The following is a 24,485-nucleotide window of genomic DNA, read 5'->3' on the forward strand; positions in this document are numbered from 1 at the left end:
GTTTTGCAAACATTTGTTTGATATTACGGCATTGGCATGCCGGAGGTCAAGGGCGGCGCATTTCCCATTGCGACAGCCACAGACGAGCGCCGCAAGACCGCAGCAGGCCGGCGCCGGCATCGTCGTCGGCGTCTAGATTGCTGATGGCCAGCGCGGGCGCGGCGGTGTCCCGCTGAACGGCGGCCAGCAGCGAGCGGGCGACGCCGCGGCGCCGATGCGGCGGCGCAACCGCCAGTTCCGCGACGTCGCCGGCGGCGGAATAAAGCGCGTAGCCCAGCAAATCGCCGTTCTGTTTCGCCGTCATCAAGAGCAGCGGCGGCCGCGCGCGCTCCAGGCTGTCGCGGCTATTGGGCACGGCGGGCTCGCTGTGCAGCGGCCAACGCGGCCATTGCGAGCGGTCAGCGGCTTCGCAGCGCCAGCCGGGCGCGGCGTCCACGGCCAGCGCGTGTTCAATGCGGTAACAGTCCAGCCGGCGGCGAGGGCGGAAGCCCAGCTTCAGATAGGCGGCCATGGCCGCGGCGTTGTCGCTGATCACCTCCAGCTGTTGACGCTGTATGCCCCGGCTGGCCAGCCGCCGGCTGACCGCGGCGGCCATGGCCTGCAGCAGGCCTTGGCGGCGCGCGTCGGGCGTGACGCCGGTGGCGATGCAATAGCCGATCGGGCCGGCCTCGTCGCAGTGCACGCCGGCCAGCCACAGACCGACGAGCGCGCCGTCGCGCCAGGCGCCGATGCTCAACTCCGGGCGCCAGCCGCGCCGATGCAGCATGGCGGCCAGCTGTTCTTCGTCCATTTGCATGGGCAGCAGGTAGTCGCTGAATGCCAGCCTGAAGGCTTGATGGATGAGGGGGAAATCGATCAGGGACAGGCTGTGCAGGCGCATGGACGGGCTCGGGTCAATAGGGATGGGCTGATTATGCGCGGCGACGGCGCGGCGCGGTCGGCGCTGTCGTGAATTGGATACAAAAGACTAAATTCAGCGATGACAGCCGACGACGATGCGTCTAGACTATAGCCATGCGCATTGTGCGTGTTTCAGAGGGAGGCGAAGTATGGATGGATTGAGTCAGATCAGCGGGCAGGGCGTGTCCAACAGCATCCAGATCTACGCATTGAAAAAAGCCATGTCGGCGCAGTCGCAGTCGGCTTTGAGCTTGGTGCAAGGCGCGTCCGACAATATGGCGCAGGCCCAGGCCAGCAATCCGGCCCATCTGGGGCAGAATATCGATACCCGCGCCTGAGACGGCGGGGTGACTGGAAAAGCGGCTTAGGCCGCTTTTTTTATTGCCGGGTTCAGAACCTGTTCACGATGCGCATATGAGCATTTCGAAGCGGTGCTCGCCGCGCCACGTCTCATGACGCGCAGCAGATCGTAAGCAGGTTATCAGGCGCTGAGCGCCTGATCCCAGTCTTCCGGAAATTGCCGTTCCAGCCAGTTCGCCAGCCATTCCGCCGCGCTCTCCCAGCGCGTGTCCAGCATCATCATATGGCCAAGATGGGGCAGGATGTCCGCCGCCACGTCCAGACGCCGCGCGGTGGCCACCACGTCTTCCGGCCCCACCAGCCGGTCTTCGGCCGCGCCCAGCACCAGCGCCGGCAGCCGCGCCAGCGGCCGGTTGGCCAGCGGGTTGACCAGGGTCATGTCCATCAGCGCGCGCTGGCTTTCCTGCTGGCAACGGCTGATCAGCAGCTCCACCGCCGATTCCGGCGCGTCCGGCGACAGCAGCATGTCCTTCAGTTCGATGAACTCCGGATCGTACAGGCCGTGCTGGTACATATTGAGCTTGAGAAACAGCGCCGGCGCCTGCGTCAGCAAGCGCAGACTGGACGAGGCGAGCCCCCCGGGCGGGACCGAGGCCAGCAAGGCCGCGCCGGGCAGCTTGTGGCGGCTCAGGTATTGCTGCACCACGTAGCCGCCCATGGAGTGGCCCACCATCACCGGCGCGGCCGGCAATTGCTTGAGCGCTGCGTCGAGATTGCGCACATAGTCGTCGACGCCGATCGCGGCCAGGTAATCCCGGCCCTCGCTGCCGCCGTGTCCCTCCAGGCTCAGCGCCCAGCAATCGTAGCCTTGCCGGGCGAACCAGGGCATGAAGTATTCCCGCCAGCACCAGGCGCCGCAAAAGGCGCCGTGCACGAACAACAACGGCGGCGCGAGACGCGCCGCCGTTGGCGCCGGGGCTTGATGCAGCAGCTCCAGGCGCGGGGACATCACAGCACTTCGGCGGCGTGGTCCGCCAGCCGCGAGCGCTCGCCGCGCTGCAGCGTGATGTGGCCGGAATGGCCCCAGCCCTTGAAGCGGTCCACCACATAGGTCAGGCCGGAACTGCCCTCGGTCAGGTAGGGGGTGTCGATCTGCGAGATATTGCCCAGGCAGACCACCTTGGTGCCGGGGCCGGCGCGGGTGATCAGGGTCTTCATCTGCTTGGGCGTTAGGTTTTGCGCCTCGTCGATGATCAGGTATTTGTTGAGGAAGGTGCGGCCGCGCATGAAGTTCAGCGATTTGACCTTGATGCGGGAGCGGATCAGGTCGCGGGTGGCGGCGCGGCCCCAGTCGCCGCCATCGTCGTCGCTCTTGTTGAGCACGTCCAGATTGTCCTCCAGCGCGCCCATCCACGGCGCCATCTTTTCCTCTTCGGTGCCGGGCAGGAAGCCGATGTCCTCGCCCACCGGCACGGTGACCCGGGTCATGATGATTTCGGAGTACAGCTTCTGTTCCAGCGTCATCGCCAGGCCGGCGGCCAGCGTCAGCAGTGTCTTGCCGGTGCCGGCCTGGCCCAGCAGGGTGATGAAGTCCACCTCCGGGTCCATCAGCAGATTGAGGGCGAAGTTCTGCTCGCGGTTGCGCGCGGTGATGCCCCAGACATTGTTCTTGTGGTGGCTGTAGTCCTTCAGCGTCTGCAGCACCGCGGTCTTGCCCTCCACCTGGGTCACGCGCGCCTGCAGCGGCTGGGCGCCTTCCTGCCACAGCATCTGGTTAACGTAGAGGTTCTGGCCGTCCGGGCCCTTGACCTGGTAGTAGCTGCGGCCCTGTTCCTGCCAGGACTTCATGTCCTTGCCGTTGCGCTCCCAGAAGCTTTCGTCGATTTCCCGGGTGCCGGTGTAGAGCAGGTCGGTGTCTTCCAGCACCTTGTCGTTGAAATAGTCTTCCGCGTCCAGGCCCAGCGCGCGGGCCTTGATGCGCATATTGATGTCTTTGGACACCAGGATCACCGAGCGGCCTTGCTGCAACTCCTTCAAGGCCATCACGATGCCGAGGATCTGGTTGTCGGCCTTGCCCACCGGCAGAGACGGCGGCAGCACGCTGTGTATCGCCTGGGTCTGCAGGATCAGCTTGCCGGCGGCGGCGTCGCGGCTGGCGCTCTTCAGCGGAATGCCGGATTCGATCTTGGCTTCGGCCCCGCTGACGATCTCATCTAGGAAACGGCTGGCCTGGCGCGCGTTGCGCGCCACTTCGGACATCCCCTTCTTGTGGGTGTCCAGTTCTTCCAGCGTGATGATGGGGATGAACACATCGTGTTCTTCGAAGCGATACAAGCAGGTGGGGTCGTGCAGCAGCACGTTGGTGTCGAGAACAAACAGCTTGCTGGCGCTGATTTTTTTGCGGCTGGCCATGATGATCCCCTGGTTTTATCGCGGGGCGGGCCGGAAATCGGCCGACCCCGTCGCGGTTTTTAGAGCGTCTTGACGAAGTCCAGCACCGCCGCGGCGTGGCCTGGCACTTTGACGCCGCGCCATTCGCGCGCGATGTCGCCGTTCCGGCCAATCACGAAGGTGCTGCGTTCAATCCCTCTGACCTGTTTGCCATACATATTCTTCATCTTGATGACGCCAAACAGATTGCAAACAACCTCCTCTGCATCGGACAACAATTCGAATGGCAGCTCCAGCTTGGCTTTGAAGTTCTCGTGAGACTTCAGGCTGTCGCGGGAAATGCCGACAACGGCGGCGCCGGCGGCGGCGAATTCGGCGTGCAGATCGCGGAAATCCATGGTTTCGTTGGTGCAGCCGGGGGTGTTGTCTTTGGGGTAGAAGTAGATCACCAGCGGCTTGGGGCTGCTGGACAGCTGAAACGAGACGCCGGCGGTGCCGGGCAGGGTGAAGTCGGGGCAAGCAATGCCGGACATGCAGTAACTCCTGTGGTGGAACTGGGTTGGTGCGTCCGCCTTGTTTTGAGATTAGCGGATTCCCGCCCGGTTAGACAATGGGAATGGGTAACGAAATTTTCACGGCGCGTGTTCCCGCCGCAGCAGCACCAAGAGCGCGCCGGCGCCGCCCATGGATTCGCCGGCCTCGCAAAAGGCCAGCACATCGGGGTGGTGCTTGAGCCAGGCGCGCACCATGCGCTTGAGCACGGGCTGGCCGTTGGAGCCGAAGCCCTTGCCGTGTATCACCCGCACGCAGGGGCCGTGGCGCCGCGCCTGGTGCAGGAACAGCGCCAAGGCGTCCTGGGCCTGGTAGCGGTCGCAGCCGTGCAGGTCGAGCTGGCGGCAGACCGGCCAGAAGCCTGCGCGCAGCTTTTTCAGCGTGGCGGAGGGCATGCCGGGGCGGGCGAAATGGGCGTCGATCTCTGCCGGTTCGAACCACCCCACCATCTGCTGCAGCAAGGCCTGTTGCACCGCTTCCGACGTCTGGCCGTGCTGATGGCGGCGGCGCGGATGCGGGCTGGGCTTGGGGCGAGGGCTGGCGTGGCGGTTGTCCGGCTTCAGCGGCTTGACGTCGCGGAACAGCTGGCGGAAATCCGGTTCCGGTTCGGCCGGCGGCGCGGCGGAAACGGAAACGCCAGCCGGCGCGCGGGAGTCGCGCACCTGCTGGCGCAGGCCTTGCAAGGCTTTCTTGAAGGCTTTCAAGTGTTTACTTCAGGCTGTCCAGGTAACGTTCCGCGTCCAGGGCGGCCTGGCAGCCGGAGGCCGCGCTGGTCACCGCCTGGCGGTAGATGTGGTCCTGCACGTCGCCGGCGGCGAACACGCCTGCCGCGCTGGTGGCGGTGGCGTTGCCCTCGCGGCCGCTCTTGGTGATCAGGTAGCCGGTGCCGTCCATTTCCAGCTGGCCTTTGAAGATCTCGGTGTTCGGCTGGTGGCCGATGGCGACGAAGAGGCCCATTACCTTGATTTCTTCGGTGGAGGCGTCCTGCATGGACTTCAGGCGCAGGCCGGTGACGCCGGAAGCGTCGCCCAGCACTTCGTCCAGGGTGGCGTTCAGCTTCAGGCTGATCTTGCCTTCCTTGACGCGGTCCATCAGCTTGTCGATCAGAATCTTCTCGGCGCGGAAGGTTTCGCGGCGGTGGATCAGGGTCACGTGCTTGGCGATGTTGGCCAGATACAGCGCTTCTTCCACCGCGGTGTTGCCGCCGCCGATCACCGCCACGTCCTGGTTGCGGTAGAAGAAGCCGTCGCAGGTGGCGCAGGCGGACACGCCCTTGCCCTTGAACGCTTCTTCGGAGGCCAGGCCCAGGTATTTGGCCGAGGCGCCGGTGGCGATGATCAGCGCGTCGCAGGTGTATTCGCCGGCGTCGCCCACCAAGCGGATCGGTTTTTCATGCAGATGGGTGGTGTGGATGTGGTCGAACAGGATTTCGGTGCCGAAGCGCTCGGCATGCTGCTGAAAGCGCTGCATCAGTTCCGGGCCCATCACGCCGGCGGCGTCCGCGGGCCAGTTGTCCACGTCGGTGGTGGTCATCAACTGGCCGCCTTGCGCCAGGCCGGTGACCAGCACCGGCTTCAGGTTGGCGCGCGCCGCGTAAACGGCGGCGGTGTAGCCGGCGGGGCCGGAGCCAAGAATCAGCAGGGGGCTGTGGCGAGTCGTGGTCATGATGTTTTCCTGTGTGAGAAGCGGGTAATGAAACCGATTGCGTCAAACCGGGGCGGCCGGTTGGGCGCCGAGGTCGAGTCGTTCAGTTCTGAAGTATGGTGTCTGTCCGTCGGAATCCAAGAGCAAGAGCGGACTATTCAGCCAGCGGGCCCGCGCGCGGGCGCCGGCGTTTCGGCTGACAATATACAAGAGCGGCGGGGCAAGGTTAAGCGTTGGCTTGATTGGAATATTCAACATTGCTGATTGAATTCCTTTATCGCCGTTCCCGGCCGTCCTATCGGCCGGGCTTGGTTCTGGCTGAAATCATTTGCGCATTCACGCGTCGATTCAAAAGCTTGCCGTTTTTCGGGGCGCCGTCATGCCGGAATCCGCGGCGGGGCTAGGCCCGCTTGGCCTGCCGCGGCCGCGCGGCGGCTACTTGCCAGCACCGGCCGCGTGCTATACTGTCCGTTTTCGCGTTGGGTGCGTGGTGTAACTCCGCGCAGCGCCACTTCTGAGGTGAGGCAATGTCCTTCGTGTCTGCCGATCCGTGGCGTCGTACCGTCCCAGATGACTAAACCTGTCACACACTTAAGGATTTAACATGCAAGTACAGCTGGAAACATTGAGCAATCTTGAGCGCCGCATGAATATCGCCCTGCCGATGGCGGCCATCGACACGCAAGTGGCCGAGCGCCTGAAGCGCGTGGCCCGCAACGCCAAGATTCAAGGTTTCCGCCCGGGCAAGGCTCCGCTGAAGATCGTGGAAATGAACTACGGCGCCCAGGTGCGTGAAGAAGTGATGGGTGAACAGGTTCAACAGGGTTTCTACTCCGCCGTGAGCGAGCAGAAGCTGCGCGTTGCCGGCTACCCGCGCTTCGAGCCGGTAGCCGCCGGCGACGACAAGGAAAACTTCAAGTTCGCCGCCACTTTCGAGGTTTACCCGGAAGTGAAGGTTGGCGAGCTGGCCGGCAAGGAAGTGGAAAAGCCGCTGACCCCGGTGACCGACGCCGAAATCGAGAAAACCATCGATATCCTGCGCAAGCAGCGCACCCGCTACAACCGCGTTGAGCGCGAAGCCGCCACCGGCGACCGCGTGATCATCGACTTCAAAGGCGCCATCGACGGCGTGCTCTTCGAAGGCGGTTCTTCCGAGAACTTCCCCTTCGTGCTGGGCCAAGGCCAGATGCTGGCCGAGTTTGAAGCGGGCGTCGCCGGCATGAAGGAAGGCGACATCAAGAGTGTGGAAGTGAGCTTCCCCGAGGATTACCACGGCAAGGACGTGGCCGGCAAAACCGCCGTGTTCGAAATCCTGCTGAAGAACGTGGCTGAAGCCGTGCTGCCGGAAGTGAACGAAGAGTTCGCCAAGCTGCTGGGCATCGCCGATGGCGACGTTGAGAAAATGCGCGCTGAAATCCGCAAGAACGTGGAGCGCGAAGTGAAGCGCCGTCTGCAGGCCCGCACCAAGGAAAACGTGATGCAGGCGCTGTTGGACGCCACCGAGATCGAACTGCCGAAAGCCCTGGTCAGCCTGGAAATCGGCCGTCTGGTCGAGCAAGCCCGTCGCGACATGCAGCAACGCGGCATGAACGTCAAAGACATGCCGTTCCCGCCGGAACTGTTCGCTCAGCAAGCCGAGCGCCGCGTGGCTCTGGGCCTGATCCTGTCCGAAGTGGTGGAATCCAACAAGCTGGAAGCCAAGCAGGACCAAGTCAAGGCCATGATCACCGAGTTCGCCGACAGCTACGAAGATCCGGCTGAAGTGCTGACCTGGTATTACGCCAGCCCGGACCGCCTGGAAGGCCCGACTTCCATGGTACTGGAAGACAATGTGGTTGAATTTGTGCTGTCCAAGGCCAATGTTGTAGAGAAAGAACTGTCCTTCGACGCCCTGATGGGCAACAACGCCTGATAACAGCTGGAGTGGCCGATGAAATCGATGATGGAACCTCAAGGTCTGGGCCTGGTGCCCATGGTGGTGGAACAGAGCGGCCGCGGCGAGCGCGCGTATGACATCTACTCGCGTCTGCTGAAGGAACGCATCGTGTTCCTGGTGGGCCCTGTCACGGATGAGTCGGCCAACCTGGTTGTGGCGCAGATGTTGTTCCTTGAATCGGAAAATCCGGACAAGGACATCCACTTCTACATCAACTCGCCGGGTGGGTCGATTACCGCGGGCATGTCCATTTACGACACGATGAACTTCATCAAGCCGGATGTTTCCACCTTGTGCATTGGCCAGGCCGCCAGCATGGGCGCCTTCCTGCTCGCCGCCGGCGCGCAGGGCAAGCGCTTCGCGCTGGCCAATAGCCGGGTGATGATTCACCAGCCGCTGCTGTACGGCGGCGGCCTGTCCGGCCAGGTCACCGATATCGAGATCCATGCTCGCGAACTGGTCAAAGTCAAGGCCAAGATGAACGAGCTGCTGGCCAAACATAGCGGCCAGCAACTGGAGCGGGTGATCGCCGACACCGAGCGCGACAACTTCATGTCCGCCGACGAGGCACAGGCCTACGGCTTGATCGACAAAGTGCTGACGTCCCACAAGGACGTGAAAGCTTAAGGAGCGATGGAATCCGCCAATGGCTGATAAGAACAGCAATGAAAAGCTTCTCTACTGCTCTTTCTGCGGCAAGAGCCAGCATGAAGTCCAACGCCTGATCGCCGGGCCGCAGGTCTTCATCTGCAACGAATGCGTCGAGCTGTGCAACGACATCATTCGCGAGGAGCTGGAGAAGGGCGTCGGCGACGCCGCGTCCTCCTCCGAAGACAGTCCGCTGCCTACGCCTCAGGAAATCCGCGCGGATCTCGACCAATACATCATTGGTCAGGATTTCGCCAAGAAGACCCTGTCGGTGGCGGTGTACAACCACTACAAGCGTCTGAGCAGCCCGGCAAGCAAGAGCGAGGTCGAGCTGGCCAAGAGCAATATCCTGCTGATCGGTCCGACCGGTTCCGGCAAGACCTTGCTCGCCCAGTCTCTGGCCCGCTTGCTGGACGTGCCCTTCGTCATCGCCGACGCCACCACGCTGACCGAAGCGGGTTACGTGGGCGAGGATGTCGAGCACATCATCCAGAAGCTGCTGCAAAAATGCGACTACGACGTGGACAAGGCCCAGCGCGGCATCGTCTACATCGACGAGATCGACAAGATCTCGCGCAAGTCGGAAAACCCGTCCATCACCCGCGACGTATCGGGCGAGGGCGTGCAGCAGGCTTTGCTGAAGCTGATCGAGGGCACCGTGGCCTCGATTCCGCCGCAGGGCGGCCGCAAGCATCCGAATCAGGAATTCATCCAGGTGGACACCACCAATATCCTGTTCATTTGCGGCGGCGCTTTCGACGGGCTGGAGAAGATCATTCGCCAGCGCTCGGAAAAGGGCGGCATCGGCTTCGGCGCCGACATCAGCTCCAAGGACGACGGCAAGAGCTTGTCCATGTTGTTCCAGGAAGTGGAGCCGCAGGATCTGATCCGTTTCGGTCTTATTCCCGAGCTGATCGGCCGGCTGCCGGTGGCGGCCACGCTGGAGGAGCTGGACGAAGAGGCGCTGGTCACCATCCTGACCCAGCCGAAGAACGCGCTGATCAAGCAGTATCAGAAGCTGTTCTCGATGGAGTCGGTGGAGCTGGAAGTCCGTCCGTCCGCCTTGCGCGTGATCGCCAAGCAGGCGCTGAGCCGCAAGACCGGCGCGCGCGGTTTGCGCTCCATCCTGGAACGGGCGCTGCTCGACACCATGTACGAGCTGCCGTCCATGGCCGACGTGGAAAAAGTCGTGGTGGATGAAAAGGTTATCGACAAGGGCGACAAACCGCTGTTCATTTATCGCGACAAGGACGACAAGGCGCAATCGGCCTGATTGTCCGCCGCGACTCCGGAGACCGCCCAAACCGGGCGGTTTTTTATTTGTAGAGCCGGAAATCTGATTTAGTATGGGGGTGTTGAATTTTACTGTCCGCCCCCCCATCTCCCAAGCATTGTTTCATAAGCAAGGTTAGGTGATATGCCGCAACCCGCAGAACTCAAAGAAGAAGCCACGCTGCCATTGCTGCCGCTGCGCGACGTGGTGGTCTTCCCCCATATGGTGATCCCGTTGTTCGTCGGCCGCGCCAAGTCCATCCGCGCGCTGGAGCTGGCGATGGACGAGGGCAAGCAAATCCTCTTGGTGGCGCAGCGTTCCGCCTCCAAGGACGAACCGTCCGCCGACGACCTGTATCAAGTCGGCACCATCGCTTCGGTATTGCAGATGCTCAAGCTGCCGGACGGCACCGTCAAGGTGCTGGTCGAAGGCCGTCAGCGCGCGATGATCGAATCGGTGGGCGAAGAAAACGAATGCTTCGTCGGCGCCTTCAAGCCGCTGAGCCCGGAGGCCGAGGAATCGACCGAAACCGAGGCGATGCGCCGCGCGCTGCTCGCGCAGTTCGAGCAGTACGTCAAGCTGAACAAGAAGATTCCGCCGGAAGTGCTGAATTCGCTGGCCGGCATCGACCGCGCCGGCCGCATGGCCGACACCATCATCGCCCACCTGCCGCTGAAGCTGGAGCAGAAGCAGGAAGTGCTGGAGATGTTCGACGTGCAGCAGCGCCTCGAGCACCTGATGTCGCAGCTGGAAGGCGAAATCGACATCCTGCAGGTGGAAAAACGCATCCGCGGCCGCGTCAAGCGGCAGATGGAAAAGAGCCAGCGCGAGTACTATCTGAACGAGCAGGTCAAGGCGATTCAGAAAGAGCTGGGCGAGATGGACGAGGTCAGCGACCTCGACGAGCTGGAAAACAAGATCAAGGTCGCCGGCATGAGCAAGGAGGGTCGCGAGAAGGCGATGTCCGAGCTCAAGAAGCTGCGCATGATGTCGCCGATGTCGGCGGAAGCCACCGTGGTGCGCAACTACATCGACACCCTGCTCGAACTGCCGTGGAAGAAGAAGACCAAGATCAGCAAGGACGTGGCCAAGGCCGAGGAAGTGCTGGACGAGGATCACTTCGGCCTGGAGAAGGTCAAGGAGCGGATTCTGGAGTACCTGGCGGTGCAACAGCGAGTCGACAAGCTCAAGGCGCCGATTCTGTGCCTGGTGGGGCCGCCGGGCGTGGGCAAGACCTCGCTGGGCCAGTCCCTGGCGCGCGCCACCAACCGCAAGTTCGTGCGCATGGCGCTGGGCGGGGTGCGCGACGAGTCCGAGATCCGCGGCCATCGCCGCACCTATATCGGCTCCATGCCGGGCAAGGTGCTGCAGAACATGAGCAAGGCGGCGGTGAAGAACCCGCTGTTCCTGCTGGACGAAGTGGACAAGATGGGCGCGGATTTCCGCGGCGATCCGTCGTCGGCCTTGCTGGAGGTCTTGGACCCGGAGCAGAACCACTCCTTCATCGATCATTACGCCGAAGTCGAATTCGACTTGTCCGACGTGATGTTCGTGGCCACCGCCAACTCGCTGAACATTCCGCCGGCGCTGCTGGACCGGATGGAAATCATTCGTCTCGCTGGCTACACCGAGGACGAAAAGGTCAATATCGCCACCAAATACCTGCTGCCCAAGCAAATGAAGGCCAACGGCGTGCAGGAGGGCGAGCTGGCGGTGCAGGAGACCGCGCTGCGCGACATCGTGCGCTACTACACCCGTGAAGCCGGCGTGCGCAGCCTGGACCGCGAAATCGCCAAGATCTGCCGCAAGGTGGTGACCAGCGCCTCGCTGAAGGCCGGCAAGGCGAGCAAGGTGACCGTCAGCGGCCGCAACCTGGACAAATTCCTGGGCGTGCGCCGTTTCGATTACGGCATCGCCGAGGACGAGAACCGCATCGGCCAGGTCACCGGCTTGGCGTGGACCGAGGTGGGCGGCGAACTGCTGACCATCGAGGCGGTGTCGCTGCCGGGCAAGGGCAACATCATCCGCACCGGCCAGCTGGGCGAGGTGATGCAGGAGTCCATCACCGCGGCGATGAGCGTGGTGCGCAGCCGCGCGCGTTCGCTGGGCATCAAGCCGGACTTCTACGAGAAGAGCGATATGCACATCCACGTGCCGGAAGGCGCGACGCCCAAAGACGGGCCCAGCGCCGGCATTGCGATGACCACGGCCCTGGTGTCCATCCTGACAGGCATTCCGGTGCGCGCCGACGTGGCGATGACCGGCGAGATCACGCTGCGCGGCGAGGTATTGCCCATCGGCGGCCTGAAAGAGAAGCTGCTGGCGGCGCATCGCGGCGGGATCAAGCACGTGTTGATCCCCAAAGGCAACGAAAAAGATTTGGTTGAAATTCCCGCCAATATCAAGCATAAAATCGAAATCCATGCCGTTAAGTGGATAGACGAAGTCTTGGCTTTGGCCTTGGAGCGGCAACCGGAGCCTTTGTCGGAAGAAGAAAAGCCGGCGGAGGAGTTGCGAGGGACGCAGGAGGCAGCGCAAGGCGTGTCCGTGATGAAGCATTAAGAATCATGGCCTTAGCCGAACGCTGAATAACTTGTGTTCAAGCGGCTTTCCAGTGTGTTTGCGAAATGGCAAAATGCCCGTCAAAGCCGCTTGACACAAGGATTTCGCCCTTGCTATAAAGCAAGCGGTTTTTATCCGAATTACGTAGACCGAGAACGACGAAAGGGGACTTACGTGAACAAGTCTGAACTGATTGACGCTATTGCCGCTGAGGCCGATATCTCCAAAGCCGCCGCCGCCAAGGCGCTGGACGGCATGGTGGCCGCTGTAACCGACGCTCTGAAAAAGGGCGATACCGTGACCCTGGTGGGCTTCGGCACCTTCTACGTTGGCGAACGCGCTGAACGCAGCGGCCGCAACCCGAAGACCGGCGCCACCATCAAGATCCCGGCAGCTCGTTCGCCGAAGTTCCGTGCTGGCAAGGCACTGAAAGACGCGCTATAATTAGCGGCCTTGGCAGCCCCTAGCGGCTGGCAAGGTGTTTCGAGGGGCGTTTAGCTCAGTTGGTAGAGCGTCTGCCTTACAAGCAGAATGTCGGCGGTTCGACTCCGTCAACGCCCACCACAGTCCGGAGCGGTAGTTCAGTTGGTTAGAATACCGGCCTGTCACGCCGGGGGTCGCGGGTTCGAGTCCCGTCCGCTCCGCCAGAACTCACAAAAAGGTGAACGAAATACAGCGTTCACCTTTTTTTTTGACAAGGGTGGCTCAAGCCAATCGCCATGTTCGAGTTTGTCCAGAACAATAAAGTCTTCATTCAGGTTGTATTGGGAGCTGTTGCGTTGACCTTCGTGGGCTTCGGCGTGGGCAGCTATGAAGCAGCTTCCGACGACCCTTATCTCGCCAAGGTAGGTTCCGCCAAGATTTACAAGCGCGATCTGGATCGAGCCTTGGAGGGCCAGCCCACCGATCCGGCCAGCCGCCAGGCCGCGCTGGAAAACCTGATCCGCCAGGAACTGCTGCTGTCCGACGCGCATGACCGCGGCGTCACCGTCAGCCCCGAGCAGTTGCGCAAAGTCATCGCCTCCATTCCCGCCTTCCAGGACAACGGCAAGTTCAGCCCGGAACGCTATCGCGAATTCCTGCAAAACCGCTACCCGTCTCCGGAAGCCTTCGAAACCCAGGTCAAGCGCGACATCGTGCTGCAAAGCCAGCTGACCGGCATCGCCGGCACCGAGTTCGTCGCCGGCACCGTGGTCAATCGTCTGGCCGGCCTGTTGGGCGAGGGCCGCGAAGTGCGCTCTTTGCTGTTGAAGCCGGCGGATTTCGCCGCCGAGGTCAAGACCGACGACGCCGCGCTCAAGGCCTTCTACGACGCCAACCTGAAGCGTTTCCGCGTACCGGAGCGGGTCAAGCTCGACTACGTGCTGCTGTCCCAGGACGCCTTGGCTCAAGGCCTTAAGCCCAGCGACGCCGAGCTGCAGAAATACTACGAAGAACACAAGGCCGAGTTCAGCAATGAACAGCGCCGCGCCTCCCATATCTTGCTGACGGTGGCCAAGGACGCCAAGCCGGAGCAGAAGGCCAAGATCAAGGCCGAAGCCGAGGCCTTGCTGAAGGACGTGCGCGCCAATCCGGCCCGTTTCGCCGAACTGGCCAAGGCCAAGTCGCAAGATCCGGGCTCCGCGGCCAATGGCGGCGATCTGGGTTTCTTCGGTCACGGCATGATGGTCAAGCCTTTCGACGACGCGGTGTTCCGCATGAAGCCGGGCCAGATCAGCGAAGTGATCGAAACCGAGTTCGGTTATCACATCATCAAGTTGGACGAAGTGAAGGCTCAGGACTTCGCCGAAGTGAAGGCGGCTATCGCCGAGAAGCTGCAGCGTCAGCAGGCGGGCAGCCTGTTCCGCAGCCAGGCCGACAAGCTGACCGAACTGGCCTACCAGCAGGGCGATTCGCTGAAGGCGCTGCAAGAGCAGTTGAAGCTGCAGCCGCAGCATTCCGATTGGCTGAGCCGCGGCAAGCCGGCGGCGGACCCGCTGCTCAATAGCCCCAAGGTGCTTGAGGCGGCGTTCAGCGAAGACGTGCTGAAGAAGAAGCACAATAGCGAGCCGGTGGACATCGGCAACAGCCGCCTGTTGGTGGTGCGCGTGGCCGAACATCAGCCGGAGCGTCAGCAGACGATGGACGAGGTGCGCGAGGTGATCAAGGCCGAGCTGGTGGCCAAGGAAGGCGCCAAGCTGGCCGAGAAGAAGGGTCAGGCGCTGTTGGCCGAGCTGAAGGCGGGCAAGGGCGAGGGCAAGGCTTGGAGCGAAGCCAAGACCCTGCTGCGCCGCGATCCGGCCGGTCTGCCCATCGCCGACGCGCGGGCGGTGTTCGCCGCTCAAGCGGGCAAGCTGCCGGCCTTCGCCGGCGCCAAGCGCGACAACGGCGAATACGCGCTCTATCGCATCGACAAGGTGATTCCGGCGCCGGCGGCCAGCGAGGCCGAACGCGGCCAGCTGAGCGCGATCCTGGGCGAGATGAACGCCAACGCCCAGCTGTCCAGCTATTTGGACACCTTGCGTCAGAAGTACAGCGTGACGATGGGCAAGCAGGGTTTGTCCGACGCGCAATAAGTCCGGTTTGAACGATGTCCGATCGCCGCCGTCAGCGTTTGCTGGCGGCGGTTTTTCATATGCCGCGCGCTGATTTGCTTATAATTTTGAGCGCTAAACGGACGATTTTTTTTGCGCGGGATGAGATAATTTCAATCTTTTTTAGTCGGAACTATTGACTGGAAACGAAAATAGATGTTCAATCATAAACAAATTTAGTCGCCGATTTGAACACAGCTTGCGGGCGTAAAACAGCTAAAGCGTGGGTAAGCAGCCCCAGGACGTGATCCAGCATCTGCTTACAGTAATCTCGATTCCGTAGTGATTCCGAAGATTCCCATGCAAGGCCCGCCAAGTTCATTGGCGGGCCTTGTGTTTTTGGAGTATTTGGAATGATTCATCTGCAAAATGTTCGTAAGCGTTTCCGTCACCCCGAGGGGGGCTGGTTCGATGCGGTCACGGACACCTTTCTCACGATTCGTCCGGGCGAAGTCTTCGGACTGATCGGCTTTTCCGGCGCCGGCAAATCCACCTTGCTGCGCCTGATCAATCTGCTGGAGCGTCCGGACCACGGCGCCGTCATCGTCGACGGCGAAGACCTGACCAGCCTGTCCGCCAAGGCCTTGCGCCGCGCGCGCCAGAATATCGGCATGGTGTTCCAGCAATTCAATTTGATGGCCAACCGCACCGTGGCCGGCAACGTCGCCTTCCCGCTGGAAGTGGCGGGCTGGGCCAAGGCGGATATCGACAAGCGCGTCCATGAGTGCCTGGAAGTGGTGGGCCTCTTGGACCGCGCCAATCACTATCCGGCGCAATTGTCCGGCGGCCAGAAGCAGCGCGTCGGCATCGCCCGCGCGCTGGCGCCCAATCCCAAGGTGATCCTGGCCGACGAGCCCACCTCGGCGCTGGACCCGAAAACCACTCAAGCCGTGCTGGATTGTCTGAAGGACATCAATCAACGCTTTGGCGTCACCATTGTCATCGTCACCCACGAGATGGGCGTGGTGAGGGCGATCTGCCATCGCGCGGCGGCCCTGGACGCCGGCCGGGTGGTGGAAGTGGTGGATGTGTCGAATAACGAGGTGGCGGCGGATTCCGATCTGGCGCGCTCGCTGCTGGAGGCCGCGTAATGGATGCCGCAACCCTGAACGAAGCATTGCAAAACCTGGTGAGCATGGGGCCGGAAATCTGGCAGGCCTTCCAGGAAACGCTGGTGATGCTGGGCATAGGCCTGAGCGCGGCCGTCTTGCTGGGCGGTCCGCTCGGCATCGTGCTCTACCTGACCCAGCCGGGCCAGCAGTTCGCCAACCGCGCGCTGAACGGCGTGCTGGGCTGGGTGGTGAACCTGGTGCGTTCCTTCCCCTTCATCATCCTGATGGTGTCGCTGGTGCCGCTGACGCGAGCGCTGGTGGGCAGCACCATCGGTCCGGTGGCGGCTTCGGTGCCGTTGGCCTTTGCCGCGATTCCGTATTTCGGCCGTCTGGTCGAGCAGACGCTGCGCGAGATTCCGCGCGGCGTGGTGGAGGCGGCCGAGGCGATGGGCGCCAGCCCGCTGCAGATCATCTGCAAGGTCTTGCTCAACGAGGCGCGCTCCGGCCTGATTTCCAGTCTGACCATTCTGACCATCAGCTTCCTGAGCTATACCGCGGTGGCGGGGGTCGTGGGCGGCGGCGGCATCGGCGATCTGGCCATCCGTTACGGCTACTACCGTTATCAAACCGATGTGATGGTGGCCATGGTGCTGATGCTGGTGGCGCTGGTGCAAGTCATCCAGCTGCTGGGCAACCGGCTGGCCGCCAAGCTGGACAAACGTTGACATCCGCCGGCGTCAGGCGCCGGCAGGGCTAAGCTTTTACCTATCAATGGACAAGCAGGAGAAACAAATGCGTAGATTCGTGATCAAGGCAGTGGCGGCGTCGGTATTGGGTTTGGCGACGGCGGGCGCGGCGCTGGCGGCGGACCCGGCCAAGAAGGACATCGTGATCGGCACCACCGTCGGCGATTTCGGCGATATGGTCAAGCAATCGATCAAGCCCATCCTGGAAAAGCAGGGTTACAAGGTCAAGCTGGTGGAGTTCACCGATTACGTGCGTCCTAACCTGGCCTTGCAGGAAGGCGCGCTGGACGTGAATGTGTTCCAGCACAAGCCCTATCTGGACAACTTCGTCAAAGAGCACAAGCTGAACCTGAAAGAAGCGTTCCAGGTACCGACCGCGCCGCTGGGCATCTACGCCGGCAAGATCAAGGCGCTGAAAGACGTCAAAGTGGGTTCCACCGTGGCCGCCCCCAACGATCCGTCCAATTTCGCCCGCGCGCTGGTGATGCTGGCCGATCTGGGCTGGGTCAAGCTGAAGCCGGGCATCAACCCGCTGACCGCTTCCGAGCGCGACATCGCCGTCAATGTGAAGAAGATCAAGATCATTCCGCTGGAAGCCGCGCAACTGCCGCGTTCGCGCAGCGATGTGGACTTCTCGGTGATCAACGGCAATTACGCCACCAGTTCCGGCATCAAGCTGACCGAGGCGATCTATCAGGAAAAGAGCTACGCCTACGTCAACTGGGGCGCGGTGCGCACGGCGGACCTGGCCAAGCCCTGGGCCAAGGACGTGGTGGCGGCTTACAACTCGCCGGCGTTCAAGGCTTTCGCCAAGCAGAAGTACGCGGGCTACAAGCTGCCGCAGAATTGGAACTAAGCGAGATCGCTTACTCGCGCGCCGGCAGACGGCCGGCGGCGCAGGATTTCTTGTAACACTCCTGGCTACAAGACTTGATGGGAGGGCTTAGCCCTCCCAATTTTTTTTGCGCGCTTAGAACGTGTTTACGATCTCGCGAGCGAAGGTGAGACAAGGCGAAAACCGCTGAGAAAGCGGAGTGTACACACGGTACATGAGCCTTTCGAAGCGGCACTCACCGTGTAACGCTCCACAACGCGCAGCAGATCGTAAACAGGTTTCTCAGGCCCGCTGACAAAACCTCTGATCCTGCATTGCGCCTCCTTGTCGTATTGGTACTGTCTGTGTCGGCGCGCCTTGGCTCAGGTGCGCAGCGCGGTTTTGTTAGGGCTCTTATTTCAGATAGGAGCGCAAGACGCCCACCACCTGTTCCAGGTCCCGGCTGCGCTGCAGCGGGTCGTCGGTCTCTGGGCCCAGATGTTCGCGCAGATGGCCCTCCATCACTTCCATCATCAGCCCATTGACGGCGCCGCGCACCGCGGCGATCTGTTGCAGCACGGCCGAGCAATCGACTTCCTGTTCCAGCGCGCGTTCCAGCGCTTCCGCCTGGCCCTTGATGCGGCGGACGCGGGTCAATAATTTCTTCTTGTCTTTCACGGTATGCGGCATGCGCGCGGCTTCCTTCTATTGATAATATACTGGGGTATAGTATATTGACGACAATCCGCCGCCGGACGCGTTGATTCCAATCGTCCACGGCGGCCAAACGGAACTCATTGTAAAGAAGGTCAAAGATGCCGCCAATCGCCGAGCTGATCCAACAGGGCAACATCAATCTCTGGCTGTTCATTCCGTCCGCCATCCTGTTGGGCGCGCTGCACGGGCTGGAGCCCGGGCACTCCAAGACCATGATGGCGTCTTTCATCATCGCCATCCGCGGCAGCATAGGCCAGGCGGTGCTGCTGGGCTTGTGCGCGGCCTTGTCGCATTCGCTGATCGTCTGGCTGCTGGCGGCGCTGGCGCTCCAATACGGCAATCAGTTGATCGCCGAACAGGCGGAGCCGTATCTGATGCTGTTTTCCGCCGTAGTGGTTTTGGCGGTGGCGGCCTGGATGTTGTGGCGCACCCGGCGGGACAATCTGGCGGCGCGGGCCATGCGGCGGCCGCCAAACGGCGGCAGCATGATAGACACCGGTCATGGTCTGGTCGAGGCCTTGCTTCTGCGCGAGGACGGTCTGCGCGTGGCCTTGTACCTGTACGGCGCCGGCCTGCGACGGCTGAAACCCGATGGGCGCGGCTTGGCGCTGGCGTGGCAAGGCGAGGGGAAGGCCGGGGAACTGGCTTTTGAAACTGAGGGGGAGTATCTGCTCAGCCCGCGCTTGCCGGCCGGGGCGATGGCGAAGGCCTTGCTCCTAAGCCATGGCGGCCACGTTCATCGCTATCCCGTGCGTTTCGCGCCGGCGGCGGCCGGCGCCGAGGGAGCGGGGACGTATCGCCGGGCGGTGAGCGCGGGGCCGGCCAAGCCGGCGCGAAGAGCGACGGCGACGCTGCCCGCCTATCAGGACGCGCATGAACGCGCGCACGCCGAGCACATCCAGCGGCGCTTTGCCGGCAGGAAGGTGGGTAATGCGCAGATCGCCTTGTTCGGCCTGACCGGCGGGCTGATACCGTGTCCGGCCTCGGTGACCATTTTGCTGCTATGCCTGCATCTGAAGCGCTTCTCCCTGGGCGCCACCATGGTGGCGTCGTTCAGCCTGGGGCTGGCCTTGGCGCTGGTCAGCGTCGGCGTGCTGGCGGCCTGGGGCGTGCGCCAGGCGGGCGCTCGTTTCGGCGGCCTGGGCGAGTGGGCGCGGCGCGCGCCCTATCTGTCCGCCGGCCTGATGTTCCTGGTGGGCTTGGCGATGGCCGCACAGGCCGCGCGCGGCCTCGCCGCTTAGCGCTTGTTCAAGGTCTGCCGCGCTTCGTGGGGCGCGGCGCGGCCCAGGTAACGTCCCAGCCAGCGGTCTTGTTCCCACAGCATGTGCAATATCGATTCGCGAGCGCGGTAGCCGTGGCTTTCCGCCGGCAGGGTCACCAGCCGCGCGACCGCGCCCAGGCCTTGCAGCGCCTGGTATAGACGCTCGCTTTGCAGCGGGAAGGTGCCCGGGTTGTTGTCCATTTCGCCGTGGATCAGCAAGAGCGGGTCCTTGATCTGATTGGCGTAGTTGAACGGCGACATGGCTTGATAAACCTCTTTGGCCTGCCAGAAATTGCGTTCCTCCGATTGGAAGCCGAAGGGCGTCAGCGTGCGGTTGTAGGCGCCGGAGCGGGCGATGCCGGCATGGAACAGCCGGGTGTGTGCCAGCAGATTGGCGCTCATGAAGGCGCCGTAGGAATGGCCGCCGACGGCGATGCGGGCCGGGTCGGCCACGCCCAGGCGCACCACTTCGTCCACCGCGGCCTGGGCGTTCATTTTCAGCTGCGGCAGATAGCTGTCGTTCGGCTCTTTCTCGCCTTCGCCGACGATGGGCATGCCCGGATCGTCCAGCACCGCGTAGCCGCGCGCCAGCATGGCCAGCGGTCCCCAATAGCTGATCCGATTGAAGCGGTAGGGCGATTCCGTCACCTGGCTCGCCGCGGCGGCGGTTTTGAACTCGGTGGGATAGGCCCACATCAGCACCGGCAGCGGGCCGTCGCGCTTGGCCTCGTAGCCGGGCGGCAAATAGAGGGTGGCGGTCAGCGCCACGCCGTCGGCGCGCCGGTAGCGCAGCAGTGTCTTGGCGACGTCCTTCAATTGCGGCGTCGGGTGCGGCACATGGGTCAGCGCCAGCGGTCCGGACGCTTGCCCCAGCGTCAGACGGTAGAGATTGGGCGGCTGGCTGACGGATTCGCGGCTGAGCAGCAGGTCCCGGCCTGCGTCGTCCAGCAGCGCGGCCGGCCGTTCGAACCAGGGCGCTTGCGATTGCCACAGCCGCGTGGCGCGTTTGTCGTCCAGCGCGTAGCGGTCGACGAAGGGACGGTCGCCTTCGGGGCCGGCGCCTTCGCCCAGCAGATAGATGGCCTTGCCGTCCGGCGTGGTTTGCAGCACGGATTGTCCGTTGACGTTGCTGATCATGGCCGCCTCGCCGGGGTCGCTGTAGCGGTCTTCCGATTTGCGGCTGCTCAGCAGTTCCGGCGGACGGTCCTGGTCGGGGCGCGCGCGCCAGACTTTCAGTTCACGGCTTTTCCACCAGTGTTCGCGCACCAGGGCCAGGTCGCCGCGGCCCCAGCGGACGTCGGCGAAGCGGCTGGCCAGCCGCTGCAGCTGCCGCGGCGCTTGCTGGAAGGGCGCGGCTTGCAGATAGAGCGCGTCGCGTTCGGCGGCGTTTTGTCCGGGGTCGCCGCCGTCCAGCGCTTCGACCCAAAACAGGCTGGCCGGCGCGTCGGCGCGCCAGGCGATTTCGCGCGGGCCGGTTTCCACCGCGTCGTTGCCGGAAGGCATGCGTTCCAGCAGCGGCCGCTGGGTCACGGTATGCGCGATGCGGCCTTGCCGGTCCAATACGTCGACGCGCTTGGGGAAGCGGGAGATCGGCACCAGGCCGGAGTAGGGGCGTTGCAGGCGGGTGGCCAGCAGGTATTGGCGATTGGGCGAAGCGCTGACGCCGAGATAGCGGTCGGGCTGGCCGATGGGGCTGAGCTTGCCGTCCAGGCTGAGCAAGGCCAATTGGCTTTGCAGCTGGTAGTCCAGTAGGTCGGCGTCGTAGGGGGTCTTGAGCAGGTCGGGATAGGTCCGGGTCTGGGACGGCGCGCCGCCTTCGCTTTGCTGGATATTGGGGCCGCTCGGAGCCTGGGGCGGCCGCGGCGCCGGGCCTTGCTTCGCCGGCACGCGCTTGATCAGCAGCTGTTCGCCGAACCAGGCGAAGCCGGGGCCGGTGGCGGCGTTGAGGTGGACCTCGCCCAGCCGGCGCGCGCGGGCGTCGGCCACGTCCAACAGCCACAGCTCCACGCCCTTGGCGCCCCATAGGCTGAAAGCCACGCGGCTTTCGTCGGCGGACCAGGCGCTGTCGGCGATGCGGGCCCCGGCGGGCAGGCCGCGCACCGCGCGGCTGCGGCCCTGTTTCACGTCCAGCAGGCTTAGCGCGTTGCCGAAGTCGAAACGGCTGGCGGCGCGCATGGCGGGATTCAGGCGCAAGCCGGCCAGCTTGAGTTCGGGCTGGGCGACGTCGGCGATGCCGGGCAGACCGGGGCGATGGATTTGCAGCAGGGTCCGGCGCTTGGGGCCCAGGCTTTGCAAGGGCGGGCGCGGCGCGTCCACCAGGGCGCGCAATTCGGCGGGCGGGGTCTGATAGCCCTGTTCGGTGGCGCTTGACGGCGCCGCGGCCAGCAGGCCGGCGATCAGCGGCGCGCCGGCCAGCAGCGGAATACGAGGGGGCATGCGGGGCTCCTGTGAGGGATGGCGGGCAAGCGGAAAAACTTGCCCTAGTCTCGCAGGAGCGTCAAGGCGCGCCGCGCGCGGGCGGCGGGAGGCTCGAGCGCCTTAGAGCGGCGCGGAAACGCTAAGTAGTTCTTTTTGTTGCGGATTGGCCGGCGTCACCGGGTAGTCGAAGAACTGCAGCGTCAGGCCGCCGCCGTCCGCGCTGAAGCGGGCCGGGAAGCCTATCGGCAGCGTGGTCTTGTCGTGGACATGACCAAAAGGAATGCCTGTCAGCACCGGAACGCCGGTCAGACGGCGGATTTCCGCCAGCACCGCGTCCAGGGTGTAGCCGGGGTCGTAGAGGTCGACCTGGCGGCTCATATTGAAATCGCCGATGAAAATGGCGCGCTGTTTGGCCAGCACGCCGGCCAGATGCAGCTGCTGCAGCATGCGTTCGATGCGGTAGGGCTGTTCGGCGACGTCCTCCAGGAACAGCAGGCCGCCCTTGATGTCCGGCAGATAGGGCGTGCCGACCAGGCTGCTGAGCACGCTGAGGTTGCCGCCCCAGAACACGCCTTCGCCGCTGGCGTTGTGGCGCTGCGGCGCGTCGACGCGCAGCTGGCGGTTGGTCGTGGTGGTGGTGGTCAGGAATTCGTTGAGGGTGAAGGCGCTGGGTTGTTTGGCGCCGAAGTCGCTGACCATGGGGCCGGCGAAGCTGCCCAGCCCGCCCTTGGCCAGCAAGGCCAGCTGAATGGCGGTGAAGTCGCTGTAGCCGATCAGCTGGCTGCCGGATTCGCGCAGCAGCGGGCAGAGCCGGCCGTAGTCGATGTGGGGCAGCAGTCGCGTGGCGCCGTAGCCGCCGCGGCCGGCCACCAGCAGCTGCGGCGCGCTGCGGCGCGAGATCAGCTGATTGAGGTCGGCCAGCCTTTGCGCGTCGCTGCCGGCGAAACGCTGATGGCGGCGGTCCAGCGCCTGGACGTTTTCCAGCTGATAGCCGGCCAGGCGCAGCCGCTCCACGGCTTGCTGCTTTTGGCGCGCGTCCGGCAAGGGGCCGGAGCAGGCGGTGAAATAGAGGCTGCTGCCGACGGCTGCCGGCGCGGGAAGGGATTGGTCAACCATGGTGCGACATCCTTGCAAGAGGCCAAGGCCGGCGCTGAGCGCGCCCATCTGGAGTAGTTGGCGACGAGAGTATTGAATGCGGGCAGTCATTGAATCCGGGGCCGAAGGGCCGGTGCAAACGGGGTTCGACAGCGCGAGGCTGCGTGAGTTGCGTCAGTATACGGCAAACGCCGCGACGGCGCAGAGCGCCGCCGCCGGCGTCGCCGCGCTCAAGCCAGCAGATTGGCCAGGCTGGAGGTGGATTGCTGCATGGCCGACAGCTCGCTGTTGAGCGCGGTGTATTCGTTCAGCAGCGAGCTTTTCTCGTTGGCCAACTGGTTGTTGAGCTGAGCCTGCAGATTGGTTTCGTCGTTGATCTTGACGTTGATGTCGCCCTGATCGGCGGTGATCATGCCGTTGGGGCCCAGCAGATTGTTGATGGCGGTGTTGAAGGCGTTGGCGTAGCCGTTGTTCTGGGCGTTGCCGAACAGATTGGCCACCGCGCCGGGATCGGCGTTCAGCGCGGTGGTGAAGGCGCTGGAATCCAGTTTCAGCGTGCCGTCCGCCTGCTGGGTGATGCCGACCTGGGCCAGATAGGCGTAAGAGGAGGAGGCGTTGACGCCCGGCACCGGCGTGCTGAGCAGGCCGGACAGCTGCTCTTGCAGGCCGATGACGTCGCTATTGTTCTTCATGCTGCCGTTGAGGGCGGCGTTGCTGGCGCTGATGACCTGGTTGTAGGCGCTGACGAAGGTTTGCAGCGTGGAGGTGACGTTGGCGGTGTTCTGGCTCATGTTCAGCGTCACCTGGCCCAGCTTGTTGAGGTTGACCGTGGCGCCGTTGATCACATTGCTCAGGGTGTTGCTGCTGCTGGACACATTGACGCCGTTGACGGTGAGCAAGGCGTCCTGGGCCGCCGCGGATTCGCCGGCGGCCGCGCTGCTCTGGCTCAGGCCGGCCAGAGTGTTGCCGGACGCGGCGCCGCTGTCGCTGCCGCCGGCGGCGATGCTGAAGGCGTTGGCGGGGCCGGATTGCGCGGAGGCCAGTACCAGCGAGAACTTGCTGTTGTACTCCACCACCGAGGCGTTGACGCCGATGCCGGCGCTATTGATGCTGTCGGCGATGGAGGACAGCGAGACGGCGGAGCCGTTCTGGCCCAGTTGCACGGTGCTGGTGGTCCCGTTGACGGTGAAGCTCAGCGCGCCGGGCGCGCCGGCCAGCGCGGCGTTCTGGTCGGTGATGGCTTGCCCGCCCGAGGTTTGGTCGAACACCAGTTGTCTCGGCTGGGCCAACTGGGTGACGTTGAGCGCGTAGTTGCCGGCCACGCCGCCGCTGGTGGCGCTGGCGCTGGCGATGGTGTTGTCGGTGGAGGCGATCTGGAATTGCTGCAGAAAGCTGCCGGAGGCCATGGCGGTGGAGGCGGTCTGCAGGCTGGACAGCGCGGAGCTGATCTGGCCGATGGAGCTGAGCTGGGACTGATAATTGCTGACCCGGCTCTGGCTTTGGGTCAGCGGTTGCGAGTCCACTGCGATCAGCTGGCTGACAATGCTTTGCACGTCCAGCGGCCCTACGCTGGTGGTGATGGATGCCATGACGACGCCTCCCT

21 protein-coding genes and 2 tRNA genes are annotated in these 24,485 nt (G+C 63.5%); 13 read left to right on the forward strand and 10 right to left on the reverse strand.

The window, feature by feature from the left end; all coding sequences use genetic code 11:
- Positions 1-46 precede the first annotated feature (46 nt).
- Positions 47-880, reverse strand: a complete 834-nt coding sequence (locus tag AB1Z25_RS09710) for a GNAT family N-acetyltransferase (protein WP_486637122.1) — start codon at positions 878-880, stop codon at positions 47-49.
- A gap of 169 nt (positions 881-1,049) precedes the next feature.
- Here AB1Z25_RS09710 and AB1Z25_RS09715 point away from each other — a divergent pair, with 169 nt between their 5' ends.
- Positions 1,050-1,238: a putative motility protein gene (locus AB1Z25_RS09715; RefSeq protein WP_048411033.1), complete on the forward strand. Its 189-nt coding sequence runs from the start codon at positions 1,050-1,052 to the stop codon at positions 1,236-1,238.
- Between the two features lie 143 nt (positions 1,239-1,381).
- Here the strand turns inward: AB1Z25_RS09715 and AB1Z25_RS09720 are convergent, their stop codons facing one another.
- The 5 genes from AB1Z25_RS09720 to trxB form a co-directional block, all read right to left on the reverse strand.
- Positions 1,382-2,209 carry an alpha/beta hydrolase gene (locus tag AB1Z25_RS09720; RefSeq protein ID WP_486637123.1) on the reverse strand — a complete coding sequence of 276 codons (828 nt, stop codon included), beginning with the start codon at positions 2,207-2,209 and terminating at the stop codon, positions 1,382-1,384.
- Entirely contained in the window at positions 2,209-3,612 is a 1,404-nt protein-coding gene (locus AB1Z25_RS09725; protein WP_107799216.1) for a PhoH family protein, read from the reverse strand. Before AB1Z25_RS09725 ends, AB1Z25_RS09720 begins: the two co-directional genes overlap by 1 nt.
- A gap of 59 nt (positions 3,613-3,671) precedes the next feature.
- Complete coding sequence (locus tag AB1Z25_RS09730) at positions 3,672-4,124, reverse strand: peroxiredoxin (protein ID WP_048414751.1); 453 nt, start codon at positions 4,122-4,124, stop codon at positions 3,672-3,674.
- A 99-nt stretch (positions 4,125-4,223) separates the two neighbouring features.
- Positions 4,224-4,847: a Smr/MutS family protein gene (locus AB1Z25_RS09735; RefSeq protein ID WP_227108205.1), complete on the reverse strand. Its 624-nt coding sequence runs from the start codon at positions 4,845-4,847 to the stop codon at positions 4,224-4,226.
- Positions 4,848-4,851: 4 nt separating this feature from the next.
- Positions 4,852-5,808, reverse strand: coding sequence for a thioredoxin-disulfide reductase (trxB, locus tag AB1Z25_RS09740; protein WP_235088794.1), 957 nt, complete (start codon positions 5,806-5,808; stop codon positions 4,852-4,854).
- Positions 5,809-6,391: 583 nt separating this feature from the next.
- Here trxB and tig point away from each other — a divergent pair.
- The 11 genes from tig to AB1Z25_RS09795 all read left to right on the forward strand — a co-directional run bounded on the left by tig (position 6,392) and on the right by AB1Z25_RS09795 (position 17,433).
- Entirely contained in the window at positions 6,392-7,699 is a 1,308-nt protein-coding gene (gene tig, locus AB1Z25_RS09745) for a trigger factor (RefSeq protein WP_107799213.1), read from the forward strand.
- A gap of 18 nt (positions 7,700-7,717) precedes the next feature.
- Positions 7,718-8,350, forward strand: coding sequence for an ATP-dependent Clp endopeptidase proteolytic subunit ClpP (gene clpP, locus AB1Z25_RS09750; RefSeq protein WP_107799212.1), 633 nt, complete (start codon positions 7,718-7,720; stop codon positions 8,348-8,350).
- A 19-nt stretch (positions 8,351-8,369) separates the two neighbouring features.
- A complete protein-coding gene (clpX, locus tag AB1Z25_RS09755) occupies positions 8,370-9,644 on the forward strand; it encodes an ATP-dependent Clp protease ATP-binding subunit ClpX (protein WP_107799211.1) in 1,275 nt (424 codons plus the stop codon).
- A 144-nt stretch (positions 9,645-9,788) separates the two neighbouring features.
- Entirely contained in the window at positions 9,789-12,206 is a 2,418-nt protein-coding gene (lon, locus tag AB1Z25_RS09760) for an endopeptidase La (RefSeq protein ID WP_107799210.1), read from the forward strand.
- A 54-nt stretch (positions 12,207-12,260) separates the two neighbouring features.
- Complete coding sequence (locus AB1Z25_RS09765; RefSeq protein ID WP_474456863.1) at positions 12,261-12,650, forward strand: HU family DNA-binding protein; 390 nt, start codon at positions 12,261-12,263, stop codon at positions 12,648-12,650.
- A 44-nt stretch (positions 12,651-12,694) separates the two neighbouring features.
- A tRNA-Val gene (locus AB1Z25_RS09770) sits at positions 12,695-12,770 on the forward strand.
- 6 nt (positions 12,771-12,776) lie between these two features.
- A tRNA-Asp gene (locus AB1Z25_RS09775) sits at positions 12,777-12,853 on the forward strand.
- A 72-nt stretch (positions 12,854-12,925) separates the two neighbouring features.
- On the forward strand, positions 12,926-14,761 hold the full coding sequence (locus AB1Z25_RS09780) for a SurA N-terminal domain-containing protein (RefSeq protein WP_107799209.1): 1,836 nt from the start codon (positions 12,926-12,928) through the stop codon (positions 14,759-14,761).
- A gap of 371 nt (positions 14,762-15,132) precedes the next feature.
- The gene (locus AB1Z25_RS09785) at positions 15,133-15,870 is read left to right on the forward strand and encodes a methionine ABC transporter ATP-binding protein (protein ID WP_486637124.1); all 738 of its coding nucleotides are present in this window, start codon (positions 15,133-15,135) and stop codon (positions 15,868-15,870) included.
- Positions 15,870-16,556, forward strand: a complete 687-nt coding sequence (locus AB1Z25_RS09790; protein ID WP_107799207.1) for a methionine ABC transporter permease — start codon at positions 15,870-15,872, stop codon at positions 16,554-16,556. Before AB1Z25_RS09785 ends, AB1Z25_RS09790 begins: the two co-directional genes overlap by 1 nt.
- A 67-nt stretch (positions 16,557-16,623) precedes the next feature.
- Entirely contained in the window at positions 16,624-17,433 is an 810-nt protein-coding gene (locus AB1Z25_RS09795; RefSeq protein WP_107799206.1) for a MetQ/NlpA family ABC transporter substrate-binding protein, read from the forward strand.
- Positions 17,434-17,805: 372 nt separating this feature from the next.
- On the opposite strand, the gene AB1Z25_RS09800 is transcribed toward AB1Z25_RS09795, so the two are convergent.
- Positions 17,806-18,081, reverse strand: a complete 276-nt coding sequence (locus AB1Z25_RS09800; protein ID WP_486637125.1) for a metal/formaldehyde-sensitive transcriptional repressor — start codon at positions 18,079-18,081, stop codon at positions 17,806-17,808.
- A gap of 125 nt (positions 18,082-18,206) precedes the next feature.
- Here AB1Z25_RS09800 and AB1Z25_RS09805 point away from each other — a divergent pair, with 125 nt between their 5' ends.
- Positions 18,207-19,349, forward strand: a complete 1,143-nt coding sequence (locus tag AB1Z25_RS09805) for a HoxN/HupN/NixA family nickel/cobalt transporter (RefSeq protein ID WP_486637126.1) — start codon at positions 18,207-18,209, stop codon at positions 19,347-19,349.
- Here the strand turns inward: AB1Z25_RS09805 and AB1Z25_RS09810 are convergent.
- The 3 genes from AB1Z25_RS09810 to fliD form a co-directional block, all read right to left on the reverse strand.
- Positions 19,346-21,805: a S9 family peptidase gene (locus tag AB1Z25_RS09810; protein ID WP_486637127.1), complete on the reverse strand. Its 2,460-nt coding sequence runs from the start codon at positions 21,803-21,805 to the stop codon at positions 19,346-19,348. The two genes, AB1Z25_RS09805 and AB1Z25_RS09810, sit on opposite strands and share 4 nt — an antisense overlap.
- Positions 21,806-21,907: 102 nt before the next feature.
- Positions 21,908-22,903: an LD-carboxypeptidase gene (locus AB1Z25_RS09815; protein WP_486637128.1), complete on the reverse strand. Its 996-nt coding sequence runs from the start codon at positions 22,901-22,903 to the stop codon at positions 21,908-21,910.
- Positions 22,904-23,112: 209 nt separating this feature from the next.
- The gene (gene fliD, locus AB1Z25_RS09820; protein ID WP_107799201.1) at positions 23,113-24,471 is read right to left on the reverse strand and encodes a flagellar filament capping protein FliD; all 1,359 of its coding nucleotides are present in this window, start codon (positions 24,469-24,471) and stop codon (positions 23,113-23,115) included.
- Positions 24,472-24,485 lie beyond the last annotated feature (14 nt).

The sequence above is a fragment of the Chromobacterium sp. HL1 genome (assembly GCF_057418835.1).